This is a genomic window from Pseudomonas sp. Z18(2022), assembly GCF_036346535.1.
GTDB lineage: Bacteria > Pseudomonadota > Gammaproteobacteria > Pseudomonadales > Pseudomonadaceae > Aquipseudomonas > Aquipseudomonas yamanorum_A.
Genome location: NZ_JAOTOA010000022.1, coordinates 44,140 through 65,651 on the forward strand (window position 1 = coordinate 44,140; position 21,512 = coordinate 65,651).

18 protein-coding genes are annotated in these 21,512 nt (G+C 60.1%); 4 read left to right on the forward strand and 14 right to left on the reverse strand.

The annotated features are described in order from the left end of the window. Window positions 1-7: 7 nt before the first annotated feature. From V3W39_RS28150 to V3W39_RS28170, 5 genes are read right to left on the reverse strand one after another with little or no spacing between them, the layout of a single operon-like run. Window positions 8-1,237 carry an MFS transporter gene (locus V3W39_RS28150; RefSeq protein WP_330213790.1) on the reverse strand — a complete coding sequence of 410 codons (1,230 nt, stop codon included), beginning with the start codon at window positions 1,235-1,237 and terminating at the stop codon, window positions 8-10. Next, on the reverse strand, window positions 1,234-3,654 hold the full coding sequence (locus V3W39_RS28155) for an efflux RND transporter permease subunit (RefSeq protein WP_330213791.1): 2,421 nt from the start codon (window positions 3,652-3,654) through the stop codon (window positions 1,234-1,236). Before V3W39_RS28155 ends, V3W39_RS28150 begins: the two co-directional genes overlap by 4 nt. Continuing rightward, complete coding sequence (locus V3W39_RS28160; protein ID WP_330213792.1) at window positions 3,651-4,709, reverse strand: WD40/YVTN/BNR-like repeat-containing protein; 1,059 nt, start codon at window positions 4,707-4,709, stop codon at window positions 3,651-3,653. The genes V3W39_RS28155 and V3W39_RS28160 overlap by 4 nt, the downstream gene beginning before the upstream one ends. Beyond that, the gene (locus V3W39_RS28165; RefSeq protein ID WP_330213793.1) at window positions 4,709-6,058 is read right to left on the reverse strand and encodes a DUF1329 domain-containing protein; all 1,350 of its coding nucleotides are present in this window, start codon (window positions 6,056-6,058) and stop codon (window positions 4,709-4,711) included. Before V3W39_RS28165 ends, V3W39_RS28160 begins: the two co-directional genes overlap by 1 nt. Window positions 6,059-6,096: 38 nt before the next feature. Then, on the reverse strand, window positions 6,097-7,770 hold the full coding sequence (locus V3W39_RS28170; RefSeq protein ID WP_330213794.1) for a DUF1302 domain-containing protein: 1,674 nt from the start codon (window positions 7,768-7,770) through the stop codon (window positions 6,097-6,099). Window positions 7,771-7,946: 176 nt separating this feature from the next. On the opposite strand from V3W39_RS28170, the gene V3W39_RS28175 reads away from it, so the two are divergent. Then, on the forward strand, window positions 7,947-8,888 hold the full coding sequence (locus tag V3W39_RS28175) for a LysR family transcriptional regulator (RefSeq protein ID WP_259196632.1): 942 nt from the start codon (window positions 7,947-7,949) through the stop codon (window positions 8,886-8,888). Here V3W39_RS28175 and tam read toward each other — a convergent pair. Then, window positions 8,872-9,633 carry a trans-aconitate 2-methyltransferase gene (gene tam, locus V3W39_RS28180; RefSeq protein WP_330213795.1) on the reverse strand — a complete coding sequence of 254 codons (762 nt, stop codon included), beginning with the start codon at window positions 9,631-9,633 and terminating at the stop codon, window positions 8,872-8,874. The two genes, V3W39_RS28175 and tam, sit on opposite strands and share 17 nt — an antisense overlap. Window positions 9,634-9,736: 103 nt before the next feature. Here tam and V3W39_RS28185 point away from each other — a divergent pair, with 103 nt between their 5' ends. Together V3W39_RS28185 and V3W39_RS28190 are read left to right on the forward strand one after the other, a co-directional pair. Further along, entirely contained in the window at window positions 9,737-10,678 is a 942-nt protein-coding gene (locus V3W39_RS28185) for a LysR family transcriptional regulator (protein WP_177078094.1), read from the forward strand. A 121-nt stretch (window positions 10,679-10,799) separates the two neighbouring features. Then, entirely contained in the window at window positions 10,800-11,624 is an 825-nt protein-coding gene (locus tag V3W39_RS28190) for an alpha/beta fold hydrolase (protein ID WP_177120314.1), read from the forward strand. A gap of 83 nt (window positions 11,625-11,707) precedes the next feature. Here V3W39_RS28190 and V3W39_RS28195 read toward each other — a convergent pair whose 3' ends face one another. Then, window positions 11,708-12,223: a single-stranded DNA-binding protein gene (locus V3W39_RS28195; protein ID WP_177046150.1), complete on the reverse strand. Its 516-nt coding sequence runs from the start codon at window positions 12,221-12,223 to the stop codon at window positions 11,708-11,710. A gap of 9 nt (window positions 12,224-12,232) precedes the next feature. Next, on the reverse strand, window positions 12,233-13,627 hold the full coding sequence (locus V3W39_RS28200; protein ID WP_177046152.1) for an MFS transporter: 1,395 nt from the start codon (window positions 13,625-13,627) through the stop codon (window positions 12,233-12,235). A 178-nt stretch (window positions 13,628-13,805) separates the two neighbouring features. On the opposite strand from V3W39_RS28200, the gene uvrA reads away from it, so the two are divergent. Beyond that, a complete protein-coding gene (gene uvrA, locus V3W39_RS28205) occupies window positions 13,806-16,640 on the forward strand; it encodes an excinuclease ABC subunit UvrA (RefSeq protein ID WP_010174605.1) in 2,835 nt (944 codons plus the stop codon). Between the two features lie 68 nt (window positions 16,641-16,708). Here the strand turns inward: uvrA and bfr are convergent, their stop codons facing one another. The 6 genes from bfr to rpsK form a co-directional block, all read right to left on the reverse strand. Beyond that, complete coding sequence (gene bfr, locus V3W39_RS28210; protein ID WP_003210048.1) at window positions 16,709-17,173, reverse strand: bacterioferritin; 465 nt, start codon at window positions 17,171-17,173, stop codon at window positions 16,709-16,711. A 155-nt stretch (window positions 17,174-17,328) separates the two neighbouring features. Continuing rightward, complete coding sequence (locus V3W39_RS28215) at window positions 17,329-18,777, reverse strand: catalase (RefSeq protein WP_330213796.1); 1,449 nt, start codon at window positions 18,775-18,777, stop codon at window positions 17,329-17,331. 245 nt (window positions 18,778-19,022) lie between these two features. Next, a complete protein-coding gene (rplQ, locus tag V3W39_RS28220) occupies window positions 19,023-19,409 on the reverse strand; it encodes a 50S ribosomal protein L17 (RefSeq protein WP_003210053.1) in 387 nt (128 codons plus the stop codon). 41 nt (window positions 19,410-19,450) lie between these two features. Then, a complete protein-coding gene (locus V3W39_RS28225; RefSeq protein WP_003176403.1) occupies window positions 19,451-20,452 on the reverse strand; it encodes a DNA-directed RNA polymerase subunit alpha in 1,002 nt (333 codons plus the stop codon). Window positions 20,453-20,474: 22 nt separating this feature from the next. Next, window positions 20,475-21,095, reverse strand: a complete 621-nt coding sequence (gene rpsD / locus V3W39_RS28230; RefSeq protein ID WP_003210056.1) for a 30S ribosomal protein S4 — start codon at window positions 21,093-21,095, stop codon at window positions 20,475-20,477. Between the two features lie 18 nt (window positions 21,096-21,113). Then, window positions 21,114-21,503: a 30S ribosomal protein S11 gene (gene rpsK, locus V3W39_RS28235; RefSeq protein WP_002555466.1), complete on the reverse strand. Its 390-nt coding sequence runs from the start codon at window positions 21,501-21,503 to the stop codon at window positions 21,114-21,116. Between the last annotated feature and the right edge of the window lie 9 nt (window positions 21,504-21,512).

Consider the following 21,512-nt stretch of genomic DNA (forward strand, 5'->3'; position numbering starts at 1 on the left):
AAAACGGTTAATGCAGGACCATGTCGTCCGACACTTGAATCGGATCAAGCAGCCGCACGCCGGCCAGCCTCGGTGCGATCAGCGAAACCAGGACCGCCAGCAGCAATCCCCAGCCGACCATGGCCACCGCGCCTACACGCCCATCGGACACACCGGACAACGCCATGACCAATAACGGGCTGGCAAACTGGCCGCCGAAAAAGCCCGCGTTGAACAGGCCGGTGCCTTTGCCGCGGTGTTCGAAGCTCAGGGTGGAGAGTGCCCAACTGAGGACCGTGGGCAACGCCAGCCCACCGCCCAGGCCGTTGACCATCACGGCAATGACCGCCGTGCGGTAGTCGACCGCGTTGGCCAGCAGCAAAATGCCGATCCCGGAGACCACAAACGCCAGCGCCAGCAGCAAGCCCGGGCCGAACCGGCTCAGGCGCCGGAAGCACAGGGCACCGACAAACACCGCCGAATGGCCCAGGCCGATGGCCATGCCAATGCGCTGCGGCGAATCAATGCCGATGTGTTCCAACAGGAAACCGGTTTGTACCGGAACAATGAAGAAGCCCAGGGACGCCAGCACGGTCATGCCGCAAATCACCGACAGCGAGCGCCAGGGAAAACCTGTGCTGTGCGCTACCTCGACCGCCGCGCTGGCGCCCCGCAACGATTCGCGCAACGCCAGGTGCATCAACGGAGCAAGCAGCAGGCCCACGATGTACACCGCAAACGGCAGGCGCCAACCGTGCTCGCCGATGATTCCGCCCAGCATGAAAAACGCGGTGGCCGACAGTGACGTGACAATGGTTTGCCACGAGAGTAATTGCACCCGGTCGCGGCCGTCGAAGTAGTCGCCGATCAGCGCGGTGCAACAGGTCATGATCGCCGCCTCCGCCAGGCCCAGGCCGGCGCGGCTGAGCAGGATCGCGTCGAGGTTATCCAGCACCAGCGGCAGCGGCCCGCAGATGCCATACAGCAGCATCGCCAGCACCAGCAGACGCTTGCGCCCGATGCGATCGGAGAGCCAGCCGGCGAACGGCGAAAACAACGCGATCATCAGCGCCGGCAACGTCAGCACGATGGGCACCATCAGCCCCACATTGGCGGTACCGGAAAAGTGTTCGGCTATGCGTGGCAACACCGGGGCAATCAACACTCCACCGAGAATCGGCAGGCAACTGCCGAGCAACAACAACGGGCCTGATCCGCGCGGGCGAGGCGCGGGGGCAGCTTGCGAGGACGGGTTCATGCGGGGTTTCCTATTGTTGTTATGGGGTGTTCGGAAGGTGCATCAGGCAGCAGGAAGTGCGCCAGGGCCGGCAGCAACACCAGTGCACCGAGCATGTTCAGCAGGAACATGAAGGCCAGCAGAATGCCCATGTCTGCCTGGAACTTGATCGGTGAAAACGCCCAGGTGGCAACACCGACTGCCAGGGTTACACCCGTCAGCATCACCACTTTGCCAGTGAACAGCAGCGCCTGGTAATAGGCTTGGGACAGGCTGTCACCTGCCTTGCGCCGCGCCAGCAAAATGCTCATGACGTACAGCGCGTAGTCCACGCCGATGCCGACGCCCAAGGCGATCACCGGCAAGGTCGCCACCTTGACGCCGATGCCCAGCCACACCATCAGCACCTCGCACAGGATCGAAGTGAGCATCAGCGGCAGGATCACGCAGACCACCGCCGCGAGGGAGCGGAAGGTCAGCAGGCACAGCACGATCACCGCGCCGTAGACCCAGTACAACATGTCGTGATTGGCCTGCTTGACCACGATATTGGTCGCGGCTTCGATGCCCGCATTGCCGGCCGCCAGCAGGAACTTCACGTCGGCGGTGTCATTGGCCTGGGCGAAGGCCTCGACTTCGTTCACCAGCCGCGTCAACGTCACGGCTTTGTGGTCACGCAAGTAGGCGTAGAGCGTGAGGGTGTTGCAACTCTGGTTGAACAGCTCACGCGGTGCCCGCCCGGTGATGGAGTTGAGCAACGCCTGGTTCCGGGTCAGGTCATACCACTTCGGGTTGCCTTCGCTCATGCCCACCAACAGGCTGCGGTTGAGGCTGGCCAGCGACGCCGTGGACTCCACGCCCGGCAGTTGGCGCAAGCGCCACTCCAACGCATCCACGCGCATCAAGGTGGTGTAGTCGGAACAGGCGCCGTCAGGTGTGCGCACGATCACCGCGAACACATCGCTGCTGGCGCCGTAGTGGGTGACCATAAATCCGTTGTCGCGGTTATAGCGCGAGTCGGCCCGCAGCTCCGGGGCGCCGGCGTCGAGATCACCGACTTGCAACTGCTGGCTGATCCACCAGCCGCCGCCGGCCAGCAATGCACTGACCATCAACGTGCCGGTGGCCCAACGGCGCTGGGTAAACCGGTCGAGGAACGCCCACAACGGATGCTTGCGCCCGTGCCGGTCAGCCTCTTCACTGCGCAGGCTGCGCGCGGCGGCCCGGGCACTGACGCCGCAATAGCTGAGGAGAATCGGTAGCAGGATCAGGTTGGTGAACACCAGCACCGCCACCCCAATGCTGGCGATCAATGCCAGGTCCTGGATGACCCTGATGTCGATCAGCATCAACACGCCAAACCCCACCGCGTCACACAGCAAGGCGGTAAGGCCGGCGAGAAACAACCGCCGAAAGGTGAAGCGCGCCGCCACTTGCCGGTGCATGCCGCGCCCGATGTCTTGCATGATGCCGTTCATTTTCTGTGCGCCATGGCTCATGCCGATGGCCAACACCAGGAACGGTACAAGCACCGAATAGGGGTCGAGCTCGAACCCCAGCAATGCCACCAGGCCCAGTTGCCAGACCACCGCAATCAACGAGCAGGCCATCACCAGCAAGGTGCTGCGCAGGCAGCGGGTGAATGCGTAGAGCATCAGGGTGGCGATCAGAATCGCCGCCGCGAAAAACAGCAGCACCTGGCGCAACCCGTCGATCAGGTCGCCTACCACTTTGATGAAACCGGTGATGTGAATCGTCAGGCCCTGAGCCTGGAACTCGCTGCGCAGTTGCTCCAGCTGTTGGGACAACGCGCTGTAGTCGAGGGCTTTGCCGGTTTGCGCATCGATGTCCATCAAGGGCACGAAGATCAGGCTGGAGCGGCCGTCCAGGGCGATGGTCTGGCCGATCTCACCGGAGCGCGTGGCATTGCGGCGCACCGTTTCCAGGCTGCTGGCCGAACCGTCGTAGTCATCAGGGATCACCCGGCCGCCTTCCACGCCCTCCTCGGTCACCGCCATCCAGCGCATGTTGGGGGTCCACAGGGACTTCATGAAGGGCCGGTCGACACCCGGCAGCAAAAATACTTTGTCGTTAAGACGGGCCAGCAACTCCAGGTAATGCGCGTCGTAAATCGTGGTGCCGGGCACCTCGACGGCGATGCGGACCGCGTTGCCCAACCCGGTGAGTTCCTTTTGGTTGGCCAGGTAATTGGCGATGTAGGGATGCCCCGTGGGGATCATTTTTTCAAAGCTGGCGTTGAGCCCAAGGCGGGTGCTGGCGGCGCCGAGGCCCAGGGTCAACAGCAGGCACAGCCACAGCACCAGGCTGCGATGGTTGAACAGTGCCCGCTCAATCAGCGAGCCGGAATGGCGGTCGAAGGCCTGGAGACTGTGCTCGGGGCCACGCCGCAGGTCGAGCGGATTACGAAGATGCGTCATTGCCCGTTCACCTGTTCCAATCGTTTGATGCCGCGCGCGCCCACCACGACCCACTGGCCGTCGCCCGCCTGACTGAGGGCCGCCACCGCGCCAACGGCCGGCAGCCCTTGCTCGCGTAAAGCATCGCCCTCGGCGCTGAGTAAAAGGTGGCCACTCTGGTCAGCGAGCATCACACCGGCGCGGGTTGAACGCGCTGCGACCACGCTGCTGTTGAACGGGTTATTCACCGCCTGCCATTGCCGGCCCTGATCGCTACTGCGCCAGACATTCCCGCGCAATCCCGCCACCAGAACCGAACCATCGGCTGCCAGGTTCAGGGTAAAAAAACTGCCGTCGTACGGGCTCGGCAACCGCGAGAAATGCGCGCCGCCGTCTGCGGATGTCCACAACGTGCCCTGTTCTCCCGCGACGAAAATCCGTGGGCCTTGAACAGCGATCGCGTACAGGTGATTGCCCGCCGGGTTGTCCAGGCGGTCGACCCAGGACTGCCAGCTCACGCCACCGTCTTCGGTATGCAGGATCAGGCCGAAAGCCCCCACCACAGTGCCTTGCCGTTCGTTGCTGAAATGCACGGCCAGCCAGGGTTTGTCGGCACCGTCTGCAACAAACCCCTGGGCCACCTTGAGTTGCCGCGCGGAGGCCTCCGGCGCCGCACGCACGGCATCGAGTACGCGTTGGGCGGCGGCGTTGCCGTCCAGTTGGAGCTGCCAGCTTTCACCACCGTCCACGGTGTGCAGGACCACGCCGGCATGCCCCACTGCCCAGCCTTGCGAGGCGGTGGCAAAGCTGACCGAGGTCAGGCTTGCGCTGGTGGGCACCGGGGCCTGACGCCAGTGTTGGCCGCCGTCGTCCGAAAGCACGATCAAGCCCTGCTCACCGACGGCCACCAGGCGTTTTCCACCAGCCTGGGTGATATCGATGAGCACTGCCTGGGTGGGCGCCGCCACCTGCAACGCCGGGCGCTGCAGTACATCACTGACGGGCGCCTCGGCAGCATGGGCTGCCAGGCAAATGCCCAGCACGCCCAGCGCCAGCCATACGGGTTGCCCACGCATCAACGCACACCATCGGCCGCCAGGCCGTCCGGGCTGAAGTCACTGTCGGGGAACGGTGCAACCACATCGTTGTGCACGCGTTTTTCGGTGACCACGTTGTGGGCCATCCAGGCACCGGTCTGCAGGTCGTATTGGCCGTATAAACCACGCACCAGCCCGGGCAATTGCGGCATCAGGTACGGCAGTTGAAAGTAGGTGCGCCACAATTGGTGGTTGGCGTCCCAGCTGTCGCCGAGTACGGCCATCCAGGTGTCTTCGTCTACGTAGAAGCGGCGCTTGGGCATGCTGTGGCGTTTGCCGGCGACCAGGTTGCCTTCAATCACCCACACGCGATGCAGTTCCCAGCGCATGTGATCGGGGTTGAGGAAACGTTCGCCGAGGATCGCGTCGTCCTTGGCCGGTTGCAGGATCTTGTTGCTGTTGTAGGGAATCAACATTTCCTGCTTGCCGACGATCTTCCAGTCATAGCGGTCGAGCGGGCCGGTGAATACCGAGACCTCGTCGAAGTTGGCCACACCGGAACTGGTGGGCGTGGGCGTGTCGTAAGACGACACCGGCAGTTTGCGCACACGGCGCTGGCCGGCCAGGTAGACCCAGGATTGCGGGCCGCCGTTGGCATAATCCAGCGGCTCACGGCCCAGCAAGGCTTCACCGGCACGTTGCGGCGGGCCGAGGTTGACCAGGCGGGTCATCCAGTACACCCCTTTGTATTCGGGTTTACCGTCCTGGAAGTAATACGGCATCTCGCGCTGCGCCTGTACGGTGGCCGACAGAATGCGCTGGCCGCTGGCGGTGATCACGTACACGTTGTAGTCGTTCTTCCAGGCCACGCCGCGCCAGCTCAGGTGATGGTTCCAGATCACTTCGGCGCCGGTGGTCGGGATCGGGAACGGAATGCCGCCACTGGCGCCTTCCAGGGTGTTTCCCTCATGGGTGAGGTGCGCGGCCGTGGCGTTTTTCAGGGTGTTGTCGTAGACCCATTGGGGCGCGGCGGCGGTGCGCCGGCTCGGGTACACGTCGATGCGGTAGGTCGGGTATTTGGCGAACAGCGCTTTTTGCCCGTCGCTGAGCTTGTCGGCGTACTGCGCGACGTTTTGCGGGGTGACCGAGTACAGCGGTTTGTCGCTGGCAAAGTAGTCCGGCAGGCGCGGGCCCGGGTTGACGCCAGCCGGCACCTGGGTAAAACCCTTGTCCCACGCGGGAATACTGCCATCGGCGTTGCCGGCGCGCTCGGCGCCCAAGGGAGTGAGCGTGGACTTGAGTTGCTGGGCCTGGGCGTCGGTTGCAGCCCAGCCTGCGGGCGCGACGGCCACCAACAGACCCGCGAGCATCAACGGTTGGAGTTTCATGAAACGCACCTCTGTTTATTGTTGTTATGCAGCCACGGTCAAAATGATCGCTGGACGGTAAAGGCGATAAAGTCGCGGTCCTTGAGCGGTTGCCCATAGGTGTTGGCGTTACGGCTATCGAGGAAGTTGTCGCTGCCGCCGATGTAGTGCGTGTAGTTGAGGCCGGCCTTCCAGGTTTGCAGGTACTCAAGCTGCAGGCCGATGCTCACATCGCCGCCTTTGTCGCCCACGCCGTTGTTGAATTTGCTGATCACCGACGAGCGCCCTTTCGGGTTGTAGCCCAGGCCCAGCGGCACACTCAGGTCGACGCCGGGGTACACCTGGAAGAAGTTGGGGGTGAAGCTCATGCGCAGGCCCCAGGCATCGCGCTCGCTGTTGGGGTCGAGCGCGGTAGCGTTTTTGGTGATGCTGGTGCGCCGGTGCCAGGCCACTTCACCCGCCAGGCTGGCGGAATCCCAAATGCCATTGCTGTTGAACGAGTAGAGGCTGGAGAGCTGGGCGTGCAGCGAGTTGCCCACGGCATACAGGGCATGGCTGTCGTTGTCTCCCAGGCCTGTCGGGTTGGCCTGGGACACGCTCACCAGCGGTGTATTGCGCCGTACCGAGACTTCACCGGCAACGTTGGCATCGCCCACCGAGGTGCTGAAGCTGGCGCCAAATGCGCGAATCCCTTCGGCGTACACCAGTTGGTATTCGCCCAGTTGACCGGTCAACGGGTTGGGCCCGCCGGGATTGGCGCGGGTGTAAATCATCGGGTCCTTGGCGTGGTAGCGGATCGCATAGAGACCAAAATCGGTGTTCCAGTCTTCAGGCGAAAACCGCAGCGACAGACCGTACTGGCCCTTGTCGTCTGCCTTGATGTCCTTGCCGTGGAAGAACGCCAGCGGTTGTTGGTTGGGGCCGATCGGGCCACCCACAATCAAGCGCTCACCCCCCTCGCCCACCACATCCGAGGTGGAAAAATAACTGCCTACGGCGGGGATGCGGTTCTCTTCCCACGCAAACTGGTAGTACGCCGCCACCGAGACATTCGCCCGCAACTGGACCTGCCCGGAGAATTGATTGACCGGGCGAATCAATTCCTTGAACGGCGTATTGGGTACCGAGGTGGCCTTGATGATGTCCACCGGTGCTTGCCCGCCCGCAATGCCGTTGGCCCCGAAGAACAGGCTTTCGCCCCACAGCACGGTGTGCCGGCCCAGGCGGAAGCTGGTGGGCAGGTCGCCCAGGTTGCCCTTGCCGAAGACAAACGCATCGAGGATCTCGGCATCGCTGCCATGCAGCTTGCGGGTGTCGTCCGTGAAGCGGTCATAGCTGACTGACCGCTGATTGGCGGTGGCCGGGGAATCGTTGTCGTTGCTGCTTTCATACACGCTGTCATACCAGCCGGCCGCACTGACGCGGGCGCCGAAGTTGTTATAGCGCGCATCAAATTCGGACAGGATATTCAGCCGGTTGGAGATCAGGCCTTTGTTGAAGTTACGGTCGCTGTCGTCCTGGTTGACCGTGCTGACGAGCTTGCTGTCCCGGTCTTTGACGCGCCAGGCAGCGTTGTACTTGAGGGTGTTGTCCCAACGCAGACGCAAGTCTGAATCGCCGGTGTCGATTTCAAATGCACCCGCGTGATGAACCCAGCCCACTGCGGCAAGCGCCGCCGCGAGAGTGGCCCAATGGCAAGGCGGCCGGACGCTGCTCATACGTTCCCGTTTCATCAATACCAACCTCTGACTTGTTATTTTTGTCTTGAAAGGTCTTTTGAGAACCGGCGCTCCTGCCGCTTCTGGAATCGATAATAGGGAGGGCCAAACAATCCGAACAATCGATTATCGGGATGCCATCCATCCAAAAAAAGTGATACAACGCGCCATGCTCATCTGGAGGCAAGGCCATGCGTTTTCATCACCTGGATTTGAATTTGCTGGTGGTCCTCGACACCCTGCTCACCGAACAGAACATCACGCGCGCAGCGCAGCGCCTGAACGTCAGCCAGTCAGCGGCCAGCGGCTTGCTGGCGCGGTTGCGCGATTACTTTGATGATGAGTTGCTGGTGCAGGTGGGGCGCAAGATGTTGCCGACGCCACTCGCCCAAGGCCTGGCCGAGCCGGTGCGTCGGGTGCTGCTGGATATTCAATCGACGATCGTCAACAAACCCGAGTTTGACCCGCTGACCTGCAAGCGCCACTTCAAACTGATCGCCACCGACTTTGTGACCACGGTCATTCTCGGCCCGCTGACCCAGCGCCTGCAGCAACGGGCGCCGCACATCACCCTCGACATCCAGCACGCCTCCGATCACTACAACCAGATGCTGACCCAGGGCGAAGTGGACTTTGTGATCATGCCCGATCAGTACCTGTCGGACCTGCATGCCAAAGAGCTGCTATTCGAGGATGACTACCAGTGTGTGGTCTGGTCGCAGAACAGCCTGGTAGGCGATCAGCTCAGCCTGGAGGAGTACCTGGGCCTGGGGCACATTGCGGTCAACTTCGGCAGTGCCCGCGAACCCAGCTTCAGTGAAAAAATCCTTCAGGGTTATGGCCAGGCGCGCCGGGTCGAGTTGACCACCAGCAGCTTCAACACGGTGCCGCATCTGCTGGTGGGCACCCAACGGGTCGCGGTGATCCCGCGAAGCCTGGCGACCCTGTATGGCGATTTCCTGTCATTGCGCGCATTGGCGCCACCCTTTGAACTGCCGCTGCTGCGCGAATTCACCTTATGGAACAAAGTGCTCGACAGCGACCCGGCGCACCGCTGGATGCGCCACTTGCTTCAGGAAGTGGCGGCGGAATACAGCGAGCGGGTGGCCGGGTTGTTCAACGGGTCGCGATGATAAACAGCCGAGGGAATGGCAGCAGCACGGTGCCATCGGCCAGCGCTGGGTAGGCCTGGGTGATCCGCGCCAGGTACTCATCGAGGAAGGCGCTCTTTTCTGAGTCAGTCAGGGGCGCCAGGAACGGGCGCAATGCCGACCCCTTGAACCACTCCACCACCGCAGCAGAGCCTGCCAGCGGATGGTGGTAAGTGGTGCGCCATATATCCACGGTGGAGCAGTGCTTGCTCAGCAGATCAAAGTAGTAGCTCGCGGTATGGCGCTCGTTGTGTTTCACCGCTCCGATCTTGGCCGCCCATGGGCCGTCGGCCGCGATTTCCCGCGCCAGCCTGTGGGCGGGTTCATCCAAATTGTCGGGCGTCTGCACTGCCAGCGTGCCGCCTTCGGTCAGCTGATTGACCAAGTGCGGATACAACGTGGCGTGGTCAGGCAGCCATTGCAGGGATGCATTGGCGAGGATGACGTCGAATTGCTGCGCAGGGTTCCAGGCGCCGATGTCAGCTAATTCAAAGTTCAGGGTGGGCAGGCGCTTGCGGGCATCGACCAGCATGTCATCGGAGCTGTCCATGCCGGTGACCAATGCCTTCGGAAAACGCTCGGCCAGCACCTCGGTGGAATTGCCCGGGCCGCATCCCAGGTCGACGGCGCTGCGTACATCGCCATCAGGAATGGCCGCCACCAGATCCCGGACGGGACGGGTACGCTGTTGTTCGAACATCGAGTATTGCTTGGCTGACCAGGTCATTGCGGCATTCCTTCTTCTGTGAGGAGTGACGACAGCCTAAATCTTGTGATCCATGAGAACAAATGCCAGGATTGACCATCTCCCATACCTTAAAAGTATTCCTATGCTGGAACTCAGGCAGCTCAAGGCCTTCGTCGCGATTGCCGAAGAAGGCTATATCACACGCGCGGCAGAACGACTGGGTATGCAGCAGCCGCCCCTGACGCGCCTGCTGCAAAGTCTGGAAGCAGAGTTAGGCGTGGTCCTGATGGAGCGCCTGCCACGGGGCGTGCGCCCGACCACGGCGGGTTTGGCCTTGCTGGAGGAAGCTCGACATATTCTGGCCAGTGTCGACGGTGTGGCCGACATCGTGCGCCGCGCCGCCCGTGGTGAACGCGGGCGGCTGGCCATTGGCTTTACCAGTTCTGCCGCCTTGCATCCATTTGTGCCCAGCGTGTTGCGCCTGTTTCGGGAAACCTTTGTGGGTGTTTCCGTAGTGCTGGAAGAAGCCGGCACCGGCGAACTGCTGGACGCGTTGCTCCATGAAAAACTCGACGCGGCGTTTATTCGTTCGCCCCTGAGTGGAACGCAGGCGTTGCAGGATGAGCCGATTCTGGTGGAGCCGATGTTGCTGGCGCTGCCCACGGATCATCCGCTGGCACTTGATGCCGGATCTCCCCTACCATTGGCAGCGTTGGCGATGGAGTCTTTCGTGCTTTATCGCCGTCGCGTGGGGTTGGGCTTGTATGACGCCATTCTGGTGGCCTGCAGTGAAGCCGGATTCAGCCCACAGGTGGTACAGGAGGCGCCGCGCATGACCGCGACCCTGAGCCTGGTGGCTGCAGGCCTTGGAGTATCCATAGTGCCAGCGTCGATGCGACGGTTGCGCGGAGATGGCATCGTGTATCGGGAACTGACGGACTGCCAAAGCCTGGTGGCACCTTTGCATCTGGCCACGCGCACGGGCGATACGTCGCCGGTGCTCGAAAGGTTTCGAGCGCTGGTCATCAGCGCCGCATCGCAAGACACGCGCCCTGACGGCACACCGCTCGACAAACCCGACTAAACTCATCGTCGACCCGTAAAGGCTTTAGCCTTGTGATGGTCGTTAAAACAAATGCCAGCGCAGTGTCCACGGACGATTTTTCTGGCCAACCCCAGCCAAATCCATCCAATGGAGCTACGCCATGGCTTATCTAAAAACTCGTGAAGGTAATGATCTCTACTACAAGGACTGGGGCAGCGGGCAGCCCGTTGTGTTTTGCCACGGATGGCCGCTGAACAGCGACAGTTGGGAATCGCAGATGCTGCATTTCGCCAACAACGGCTTTCGCGCAATTGCGCATGACCGCCGAGGGCATGGTCGGTCAAGTCAGCCGTGGGATGGCAATGACATGGACCATTATGCAGATGACCTCGCGGAACTGATCGAACACTTGGATCTGGAGAACATGATCCTCTTCGGTTTTTCCACAGGAGGCGGCGAAGTCGCACGCTATATCACCCGCCATGGCACCGCGCGCGTGGCCAAGGCGGGCCTGATCTGCGCCGTAACGCCACTGATGCTGAAAACCCCCAGCAATCCCGATGGAACGCCGATTGAAGTCTTTGACGGTATGCGGGCTGACTCCATCGCCAACCGTTCACAGCTCTACCTGGACGTGGCAAGTGGCCCGTTCTTCGGTTTCAACCGTCCGGGCGTCGAAACCTCGCAAGGTTTGATCAATTCATTCTGGATGCAAGGGGTTATGGGTGGGCACAAAAACACCTTTGACAGCATCAAGGCATTTTCGGAGACCGACTTTCGAGAGGATTTGACTCACTTCACTATGCCCACGCTCATCATCCATGGCGATGATGATCAAATCGTACCCATCCAGGCATCTGCTCTGGAGAGCAAGCGCTTGATCCCCCACGCCCAGTTGCTGGTGTATCCGGGAGCCCCCCACGGGTTGACCGACACACACAAGCAGCAGGCCAACGAGGATATGTTGCGCTTCGCACAAGCCTAGAGCTGGGTGTGGCCCACAAAAAAACCGCGCGGCCTTGTTGGCGGCGCGGTTTTTCAGTGTGCAACATTTAGCTTCGGTATGCCCTAGAAGGGGATATCGTCATCAAAGCTGTCGAAGTCGGCTGCCGGCTGAGGAGCCGCCTGCTGTGGCGCTGGACGCGACTCACGCTGTGGCTGCTGGGTTGGCTGCGGACGCGACTGCTGTGGACGCGGTGCCGAGTTGGACATGCCGCCCTGGCCCTGTTGGTCGCCCTGTGGACGGCCGCCCAGCAGTTGCATGGTGCCTTGCATGTCGACCACGATTTCGGTGGTGTAACGCTTGATGCCGTCTTTTTCCCACTCGCGGGTTTGCAGTTTGCCTTCGATGTAGACCTGCGAACCTTTGCGCAGGTATTCACCGGCGATCTCTGCAACCTTGCCGAACATCGACACACGGTGCCATTCGGTTTTTTCGACCTTCTGGCCGGTTTGCTTGTCGGTCCACTGTTCGCTGGTCGCCAGACTCAGGTTGGTCACGGCGTTACCGTTCGGCAGGTAGCGAACTTCGGGATCCTGGCCGCATGTACCGACCAATATGACTTTGTTAACCCCACGGGCCATAACGTTCTCCTAGGCTGGGCGCGCTGTCGGCACTGGGTTGACCAGTTGCTCGAGCGTCGCGCGATCCAATAATTCGGTGTCCAATTTGATGTAAATGGCCGCCTCTTCAGCAACCACGACTGCATCTGTTACCCCAACGACGGCCTTCAGGCGCTCTACCAGACCAGCTTCACGAATCGCTTCGGGCGATAACGGCAGACGCAGGCTTGTGACGTACGGGGGTTCGCGCATGGTAACAGCAAAGGCCAGCCAAAGTGCAGCCAGCCCGGCGCATCCAAGGAACACAACCGACAAACCGCCATGCTGGAACATCCAGCCACCCATGATCCCGCCCAGTGCAGAACCGAGGAACTGGCTGGTGGAATAAACGCCCATCGCCGTGCCTTTGCCGCCGGCCGGTGAAACCTTGCTGATCAGCGACGGCAATGAAGCCTCCAGCAGGTTGAACGCGGTGAAGAACACCACCGTGCCGATCACCAGCGCCCGCAGGCTGTCGCCGAACTGCCAGAAGAATAGCTCAGTGAGCATCAATGTCGCGACGGCGCCCAGCAGAACTCGTTTCATTTTGCGTTTCTTCTCGCCGTAGATGATGAACGGGATCATGGCGAAGAACGAAATCAGCAGCGCAGTGAGGTACACCCACCAGTGCTGCTCCTTGGGCAGCCCGGCTTTTTGCACCAGGGCCAGGGGCAAGGCGACGAAGCTGCACATCAGCATCGCGTGTAATACGAAGATACCCAAATCCAGGCGCAACAGGTCCGGGTGCTTGAGCGTGGGCAATAGCGCTTGTTTCGCCACCCCCGACTCACGGTGCTGCAATGGCCCGGTGGAATGCGGCACCATGAAAGCGACGATCACGATGCCGAACAACGCCATGCCACCGGTGGCCAGGAACAGGCCGTGCAAGCCGAACGCGCGAGTCAGCAGCGGACCGACCACCATCGCCACGGCGAACGAAAGCCCGATGGTCATGCCGATCATGGCCATGGCCTTGGTACGGTGCTGTTCGCGGGTCAGGTCGGAAAGCAGCGCCATGACGGCGGCGGAAATCGCCCCCGCGCCTTGCAGGACCCGGCCGGCGATCACGCCCCAGATCGAGTCGGCATTGGCGGCGAGCACGCTGCCCAGGGCGAACACGATCAGCCCCAGGTAGATCACCGGCCGGCGGCCAATGCGGTCGGAAATGATCCCGAACGGAATCTGAAACAGCGCCTGGGTCAGGCCATAGGCGCCAATCGCCAGGCCGATCAGGGCCGGGGTCGCTCCTGCGAGATCCATTCCATAGGTCGCCAGCACCGGCAACACCATAAACATGCCAAGCATACGGAATGCGAACACCAGGGCCAGACCGCTTGCTGCGCGGGTCTCGCTGCCACTCATGCGTTCGCTGTGGGGATCGTGCATGGAAAAACCTCGTGTGAACCGGCGGCGATTCTACCAGTCCCATCGATTGAGAGGGTATATGCGGCGCTTTGCCGCGCAGCTTTCATGTAAGGCTGCACCCGGCACTTTGACAGTGTATATTCATCCAGTCTTTAGCCGTATACTCCTGCATTATTTACGCCCGCCGTGCGAGGCCATCTTGGACAAGATCCTGATTCGTGGGGCTCGAACCCACAACCTGAAGAACATCGACCTGACCCTGCCACGGGACAAACTGATCGTCATCACCGGCTTGTCCGGGTCCGGCAAGTCGTCCCTGGCGTTTGACACGCTGTACGCCGAAGGCCAGCGCCGCTATGTGGAATCGCTGTCGGCCTATGCCCGGCAGTTCCTGTCGATGATGGAAAAACCCGACGTCGACACCATTGAAGGCCTGTCGCCAGCGATTTCCATCGAACAGAAATCGACGTCCCATAACCCACGCTCCACCGTGGGTACCATCACAGAGATCTATGATTACCTGCGCCTGCTGTATGCCCGCGTAGGTATTCCCCGCTGCCCGGACCACGATATTCCCCTGGAAGCACAGACCGTCAGCCAGATGGTCGACCTGGTGCTGGCCCAGCCGGAAGGCGCCAAGCTGATGCTGCTGGCGCCGGTGATTCGCGAGCGTAAAGGCGAGCACCTTTCCGTCTTCGAAGAGCTGCGAGCACAAGGTTTCGTGCGGGCCCGGATCAACGGCAAGCTCTATGAACTGGACGAAGCGCCGAAGCTGGATAAACAGAAGAAGCACTCGATTGATGTGGTGGTCGACCGCTTCAAGGTGCGTGCCGACTTGCAGCAGCGGCTGGCGGAGTCTTTCGAGACCGCACTGAAGCTCGCAGACGGTATCGCCCTGGTGGCGCCCATGGACGACGAGCCCGGAGAAGAAATCATCTTCTCCGCGCGCTTCGCCTGCCCGATCTGCGGCCATGCCATCAGCGAGCTGGAACCAAAGCTGTTTTCCTTCAACAACCCGGCTGGCGCCTGCCCGACCTGTGATGGTTTGGGGGTTAAGCAATTCTTTGATATCAAACGACTGGTCAATGGCGACCTCACGCTGGCGGAAGGCGCGATACGCGGCTGGGACAGGCGTAACGTCTATTACTTCCAGATGCTGGGCTCGCTGGCGTCTCACTACAAGTTCAGCCTCGAAGTGCCCTTCAACGAGCTGACCGCCGAACATCAGAAATTCATCCTGCACGGCAGCGGTTCGCAAAACGTCGACTTCAAGTATTTGAACGACCGTGGCGACATCGTCAAACGCTCGCACCCGTTCGAAGGCATCGTGCCGAACCTGGAGCGTCGCTACCGCGAGACCGAGTCGGCCAGCGTGCGCGAGGAACTGGCCAAGTTCCTCAGCACCCAGCCCTGCCCGGATTGCCGTGGCACCCGCCTGCGCCGTGAAGCGCGGCACGTGTGGGTTGGCGAGAAGACACTGCCGGCGGTGACCAACCTGCCGATTGGCGATGCCTGTGAATACTTCGGCACACTGAAGCTGACCGGTCGCCGTGGGGAAATTGCCGACAAGATCCTCAAGGAAATTCGTGAGCGGCTGCAGTTCCTGGTTAACGTGGGACTGGACTATCTGTCGCTGGACCGCAGTGCCGACACACTTTCCGGTGGCGAGGCCCAGCGGATTCGCCTGGCCAGCCAGATTGGCGCCGGCCTGGTGGGCGTGCTGTACATCCTCGATGAGCCATCGATTGGCTTGCATCAACGGGACAACGATCGCCTGCTGGGTACGCTGAAACACCTGCGAGACATCGGCAACACGGTGATCGTGGTCGAGCACGATGAAGATGCCATTCGTCTTGCGGACTACGTGGTAGATATCGGCCCGGGTGCCGGTGTGCACGGTGGGCATATTGTCGCCGAGGGCACGCCTGCCGAAGTGATGGCGCATCCTGACTCGCTGACCGGCAAATACCTGTCCGGCCGCGTGAAGATCGCCGTTCCCGCCAAGCGCACGCCGCGCAACAAGAAGATGGCGCTGCACCTCAAGGGCGCGCGTGGCAACAACCTGCGCAACGTCGACCTGGAGATCCCGTTGGGTCTGCTGACCTGTGTGACCGGTGTATCCGGTTCGGGCAAATCGACGCTGATCAACAACACGCTGTTTCCATTGAGCGCCACCGCGCTGAACGGTGCGACCACCCTGGAAGCCGCCGCTCACGACAGCATCAAAGGCCTTGAGCATCTGGACAAGGTCGTCGATATCGACCAGAGCCCGATTGGTCGCACGCCACGTTCCAACCCGGCGACCTACACCGGGCTGTTCACACCAATTCGCGAGCTGTTTGCCGGCGTGCCGGAGTCGCGCTCTCGTGGCTACGGGCCGGGCCGGTTCTCGTTCAACGTCAAGGGCGGGCGCTGCGAGGCGTGCCAGGGCGATGGCTTGATCAAGGTGGAGATGCACTTCCTGCCGGACATCTACGTGCCGTGCGACGTGTGCAAGAGCAAGCGCTACAACCGCGAAACCCTGGAGATCAAGTACAAGGGCAAAAGCATCCACGAAACCCTCGAGATGACGATCGAGGAAGCGCGGGTGTTCTTTGATGCGGTCCCGGCGCTGGCGCGCAAGCTGCAGACGCTGATGGATGTTGGCCTGTCGTACATCAAGCTGGGCCAGTCGGCGACCACGTTATCGGGTGGTGAGGCGCAGCGGGTCAAGCTGTCTCGCGAGCTGTCCAAGCGCGATACCGGCAAGACCCTGTATATCCTCGATGAGCCGACCACGGGCCTGCACTTTGCGGATATTCAGCAACTGCTGGACGTACTGCATCGCCTGCGTGACCACGGCAACACGGTGGTGGTGATCGAGCACAACCTGGACGTGATCAAGACCGCCGACTGGCTGGTGGACCTGGGGCCGGAAGGCGGCTCAAAAGGTGGGCAGATCATTGCGGTCGGCACACCGGAGCAAGTGTCTGAGATGAAGCAGTCTCACACCGGCTTCTACCTCAAGCCTCTGCTGGCCCGCGACAAGGACTGATTGTTCAGGCCCACGAAAAAGCCCCTGTCACCGTGTAAGTGACAGGGGCTTTTTTGTAGCCAGAAGAATCAGAACTGCGATTGCAGGTAATTCTCCAGGCCAATCAACTTGATCAGACCCAGCTGCTTCTCCAGCCAGTAGGTGTGATCTTCTTCGGTGTCATTCAACTGCACCCGCAGGATTTCCCGCGTGACGTAGTCGTTGTGCTGCTCGCAGAGCTCGATGCCCTTGCAGAGCGCAGCACGGACCTTGTATTCCAGGCGCAAGTCGCTGGCGAGCATCTCAGGGACCGTGGTGCCGGTGTCCAGGTCGTCGGGACGCATACGTGGCGTGCCTTCGAGCATCAGGATTCGGCGCATCAGTGCGTCGGCGTGCTGTGCCTCTTCTTCCATTTCGTGGTTGATGCGCTCGTAGAGCTCGGTAAAGCCCCAGTCTTCGTACATCCGCGAGTGAATGAAATATTGGTCACGAGCAGCCAGTTCGCCCGTCAGCAACGTGTTGAGGTAATCGATTACGTCGGGGTGACCTTGCATCGCCCTACATCTCCCTGCTTGAAAGTCTGTAGTTTGAACCATGATGACCCGGAGGTCACGGGACCAACGGCAGAAAAGTGAAGATTTCCGGTGAAAAGTAGCTGAAATAACGCAAAAACCGCCCAAATGAGGGCGGTTCTGCTTATCGTTTAGAGTTAGTTAAGCGATACACCCAGTGCAGATGCGATCCCTTCTCCATAAGCCGGATCTGCCTTGAAGAAGTACTGCAACTGGCGCTGGACCACGTCGCTGGAAACACCCGCCATCGCGCCGGCGATGTTGTTGATCAGCAGGGTCTTCTGCTCATCATTCATCAGGCGGAACAAAGCGCCCGCGTGGCTGAAGTAGTCGGTGTCTTCACGGTGATCGTAACGATCTGCCGCGCCGCTCAGGGCCAAGGCTGGCTCAGCGTATTGCGGAGCCTGCTTCGGAGCATCGGCGTAGCTGTTTGGCTCGTAGTTTGGCGCCGCACCACCATTTGCACCGAATGCCATCGAACCGTCACGCTGGTAGCTGTTGACCGGGCTGCGTGGCGCGTTCACCGGCAGCTGTTGGTGGTTGGTGCCGACACGGTAGCGGTGGGCATCAGCGTAAGCGAACACGCGACCTTGCAGCATACGGTCTGGCGACAAACCAACACCCGGGACCATGTTGCTTGGACCGAAAGCGGCTTGCTCGACTTCAGCAAAGTAGTTCAGCGGGTTACGGTTCAGCTCAAGCTCGCCGACTTCGATCAGCGGGAATTCTTTCTGCGACCAGGTCTTGGTCACGTCGAAGGGGTTCTCGTAGTGAGCATTGGCCTGCGCTTGCGTCATGATCTGGATGCACACGCGCCATTTCGGGAAGTCACCGCGCTCGATAGCGCCGAACAGGTCGCGCTGAGCGTAGTCAGGATCGGTACCCGCCAGGCGCGCAGCATCAGCAGGCGCCAGGTTCTTGATACCTTGCTGGGTCTTGTAGTGCCACTTCACCCAGTGCCGCTCGCCTTTGGCGTTGATCAGGCTGTAGGTGTGGCTGCCGAAGCCGTGCATGTGACGGTAGCCGTCCGGGATGCCACGGTCCGAAAACAGGATGGTGACCTGGTGCAGCGCCTCGGGTGAGTGCGACCAGAAGTCCCACATCATCTGTGCACTTTTCAGGTTGCTTTGGGGCAAGCGCTTTTGGGTGTGGATGAAGTCCGGGAATTTCAGCGGGTCTCGGATGAAGAACACGGGGGTGTTGTTGCCAACGATGTCCCAGTTGCCTTCTTCGGTATAGAACTTCAAGGCGAAACCACGTGGGTCACGCTCGGTATCAGCCGAGCCGCGCTCACCGCCAACTGTAGAGAAGCGCAGGAAGGTTGGGGTTTGCTTGCCTACGGACTCGAACAGCTTGGCACTGGTGTACTGAGTAATGTCTTGGGTGACGGTGAAGGTACCGTAAGCGCCCGAACCTTTAGCGTGGACACGACGCTCAGGAATGTTTTCACGGTTGAAATGGGCAAGCTTCTCGATCAGGTGAAAATCGTCGAGCAGCAATGGGCCGCGCGGGCCGGCGGAGCGGGAGTTCTGGTTATCGGCAACGGGGGCACCGCTGGCGGTAGTAAGGGTTTTATTTTGACTCATGCTCAATCTTCCTCAGGTCAGACTCGAAACTGCCGGCTAATCGGCTTGAAGGGAGTATTAACCAGGAAGGTGACACCTTCAAATTCATTAAATCATGAGCTTCGATAGAATTTAACTAACTAACCAAGCCGATAGATAAAGTCGCCTTAATGAACCGAACGCGCGGTTGCTTGAGGTACTTCCAATTTTCCAGCGCGCACAAAAAACCGGGCACTAGGCCCGGTTCTTCGTTACAGACTGACGTCTTACTCAGCGGATACAGCTTCACCGCCAACTGGACGATCGATCAGCTCAACGTACGCCATAGGCGCGTTGTCACCAGCGCGGAAACCGCACTTGAGGATGCGCAGGTAGCCACCCTCACGGGTAGCGTAACGCTTGCCCAGGTCGTTGAAGAGCTTACCAACGATAGCTTTCGAACGAGTACGGTCGAAAGCCAGACGGCGGTTAGCCAGGCTGTCTGTCTTGGCCAAAGTGATCAGCGGCTCAGCAACGCGACGCAGTTCTTTAGCTTTCGGCAGTGTAGTTTTGATCAGCTCGTGCTCGAACAGCGACACCGCCATGTTCTGGAACATAGCCTTACGGTGCGAGCTGGTACGGCTCAGGTGACGACCACTTTTACGATGACGCATGGTTCATTCCTTACCAAACTCACGTTCGGTGATTACGACGATCAGGCAGTCGCCTTGTCGTCCTTCTTAAGACTTGCAGGCGGCCAGTTGTCGAGGCGCATGCCGAGGGACAGACCGCGGGAGGCCAGAACGTCCTTGATTTCGGTCAAGGATTTCTTGCCCAGGTTCGGAGTCTTCAACAGTTCTACTTCGGTGCGCTGAATCAGATCGCCGATGTAGTAAATGTTTTCCGCCTTAAGGCAGTTAGCCGAACGTACAGTCAGTTCCAGATCGTCAACCGGGCGAAGCAGGATCGGATCGATCTCGTCTTCCTGCTCGATTACCACTGGTTCGCTGTCACCCTTGAGGTCGACGAACGCAGCCAACTGCTGTTGCAGAATGGTTGCAGCGCGGCGGATAGCCTCTTCAGGATCCAGAGTACCGTTGGTTTCCAGATCAATAACCAGCTTGTCCAGGTTAGTACGCTGTTCGACACGGGCGTTTTCCACCACGTATGCGATACGGCGAACCGGGCTGAACGAAGAGTCAAGCTGCAAGCGACCAATGCTGCGGCTTTCGTCTTCATCGCTCTGACGCGAGTCGGCCGGTTCATAACCACGACCACGAGCTACGGTGAGCTTCATGTTCAGGGCGCCGTTAGACGCCAGGTTAGCGATTACGTGATCGGGATTAACGATCTCGACATCATGATCCAGCTGAATATCGGCAGCGGTAACCACCCCCGAACCCTTCTTCGACAAGGTCAGCGTAACTTCGTCACGGCCGTGCAGCTTGATAGCCAGACCTTTAAGGTTCAACAGGATTTCAATTACGTCTTCCTGTACACCTTCGATGGCGCTGTACTCGTGGAGCACACCGTCAATCTCGGCCTCGACTACTGCACAGCCGGGCATTGAGGACAACAGGATGCGGCGCAGCGCGTTGCCCAGGGTGTGGCCAAAACCACGCTCGAGAGGCTCGAGAGTGATCTTGGCGCGGGTTGGACTGACAACCTGCACATCAATGTGACGGGGTGTCAGGAACTCATTTACCGAAATCTGCATGGATGCACCTATTTTCTAGCCCTTACTTGGAGTAGAGCTCGACAATCAGGCTTTCGTTGATGTCGGCGGACAGATCACTGCGAGCAGGAACGTTCTTGAAAACGCCCGACTTCTTCTCAGTGTCTACTTCTACCCATTCTACGCGGCCACGTTGGGCACACAGATCGAGAGCTTGGACAATGCGAAGTTGATTTTTTGCTTTCTCGCGAATCGCGACCACGTCACCAGCACGAACCTGGTAAGACGGCACGTTAACGGTTTGGCCGTTTACGCTGACGGATTTGTGCGATACCAGCTGACGGGATTCGGCACGAGTCGAACCAAAGCCCATACGGTATACAACGTTGTCCAGACGGCATTCGAGCAGTTGCAGCAGGTTTTCACCGGTTGCACCTTTCTTGCCAGCAGCTTCTTTGTAGTAGCCGCTGAACTGACGCTCGAGAACGCCGTAGATACGACGGACCTTCTGCTTTTCACGCAGTTGGGTGCCGTAATCGGACTGGCGACCGCGGCGTTGGCCGTGGATACCAGGTGCTGCTTCAATGTTGCACTTCGATTCGATCGCGCGCACGCCGCTCTTCAGAAAGAGATCGGTGCCTTCACGACGAGCGAGTTTGCATTTTGGACCAATGTAACGAGCCATTCTTTACAATCTCCTGGATTACACGCGGCGCTTCTTCGGCGGACGGCACCCGTTGTGCGGGATTGGCGTCACGTCGGTGATGCTGGCGATCTTATAGCCACAGCCGTTCAATGCACGGACAGCAGACTCACGACCTGGACCTGGACCTTTGACGTTAACGTCGAGGTTTTTCAGGCCATATTCCAGCGCAGCTTGACCAGCACGTTCAGCAGCTACTTGAGCAGCAAACGGGGTGGACTTGCGGGAACCGCGGAAACCCGAACCACCGGAGGTAGCCCAAGAAAGCGCGTTACCTTGACGGTCGGTGATGGTCACGATTGTGTTGTTAAAAGATGCATGGATGTGGGCGATGCCATCAACCACTGTCTTTTTAACTTTTTTACGAGGACGAGCAGCAGGTTTTGCCATGATTAATTT

Coding starts and splice junctions, on each gene's coding strand:
- V3W39_RS28150 (WP_330213790.1), bottom strand. CDS start 1,237: ATGAACCCGTCCTCGCAAGCTGCCCCCGCGCCTCGCCCGCGCGGATCA.
- V3W39_RS28155 (WP_330213791.1), bottom strand. CDS start 3,654: ATGACGCATCTTCGTAATCCGCTCGACCTGCGGCGTGGCCCCGAGCAC.
- V3W39_RS28160 (WP_330213792.1), bottom strand. CDS start 4,709: ATGCGTGGGCAACCCGTATGGCTGGCGCTGGGCGTGCTGGGCATTTGC.
- V3W39_RS28165 (WP_330213793.1), bottom strand. CDS start 6,058: ATGAAACTCCAACCGTTGATGCTCGCGGGTCTGTTGGTGGCCGTCGCG.
- V3W39_RS28170 (WP_330213794.1), bottom strand. CDS start 7,770: ATGAAACGGGAACGTATGAGCAGCGTCCGGCCGCCTTGCCATTGGGCC.
- V3W39_RS28175 (WP_259196632.1), top strand. CDS start 7,947: ATGCGTTTTCATCACCTGGATTTGAATTTGCTGGTGGTCCTCGACACC.
- tam (WP_330213795.1), bottom strand. CDS start 9,633: ATGACCTGGTCAGCCAAGCAATACTCGATGTTCGAACAACAGCGTACC.
- V3W39_RS28185 (WP_177078094.1), top strand. CDS start 9,737: ATGCTGGAACTCAGGCAGCTCAAGGCCTTCGTCGCGATTGCCGAAGAA.
- V3W39_RS28190 (WP_177120314.1), top strand. CDS start 10,800: ATGGCTTATCTAAAAACTCGTGAAGGTAATGATCTCTACTACAAGGAC.
- V3W39_RS28195 (WP_177046150.1), bottom strand. CDS start 12,223: ATGGCCCGTGGGGTTAACAAAGTCATATTGGTCGGTACATGCGGCCAG.
- V3W39_RS28200 (WP_177046152.1), bottom strand. CDS start 13,627: ATGCACGATCCCCACAGCGAACGCATGAGTGGCAGCGAGACCCGCGCA.
- bfr (WP_003210048.1), bottom strand. CDS start 17,173: ATGCAAGGTCACCCCGACGTAATCGATTACCTCAACACGTTGCTGACG.
- V3W39_RS28215 (WP_330213796.1), bottom strand. CDS start 18,777: ATGAGTCAAAATAAAACCCTTACTACCGCCAGCGGTGCCCCCGTTGCC.
- rplQ (WP_003210053.1), bottom strand. CDS start 19,409: ATGCGTCATCGTAAAAGTGGTCGTCACCTGAGCCGTACCAGCTCGCAC.
- V3W39_RS28225 (WP_003176403.1), bottom strand. CDS start 20,452: ATGCAGATTTCGGTAAATGAGTTCCTGACACCCCGTCACATTGATGTG.
- rpsD (WP_003210056.1), bottom strand. CDS start 21,095: ATGGCTCGTTACATTGGTCCAAAATGCAAACTCGCTCGTCGTGAAGGC.
- rpsK (WP_002555466.1), bottom strand. CDS start 21,503: ATGGCAAAACCTGCTGCTCGTCCTCGTAAAAAAGTTAAAAAGACAGTG.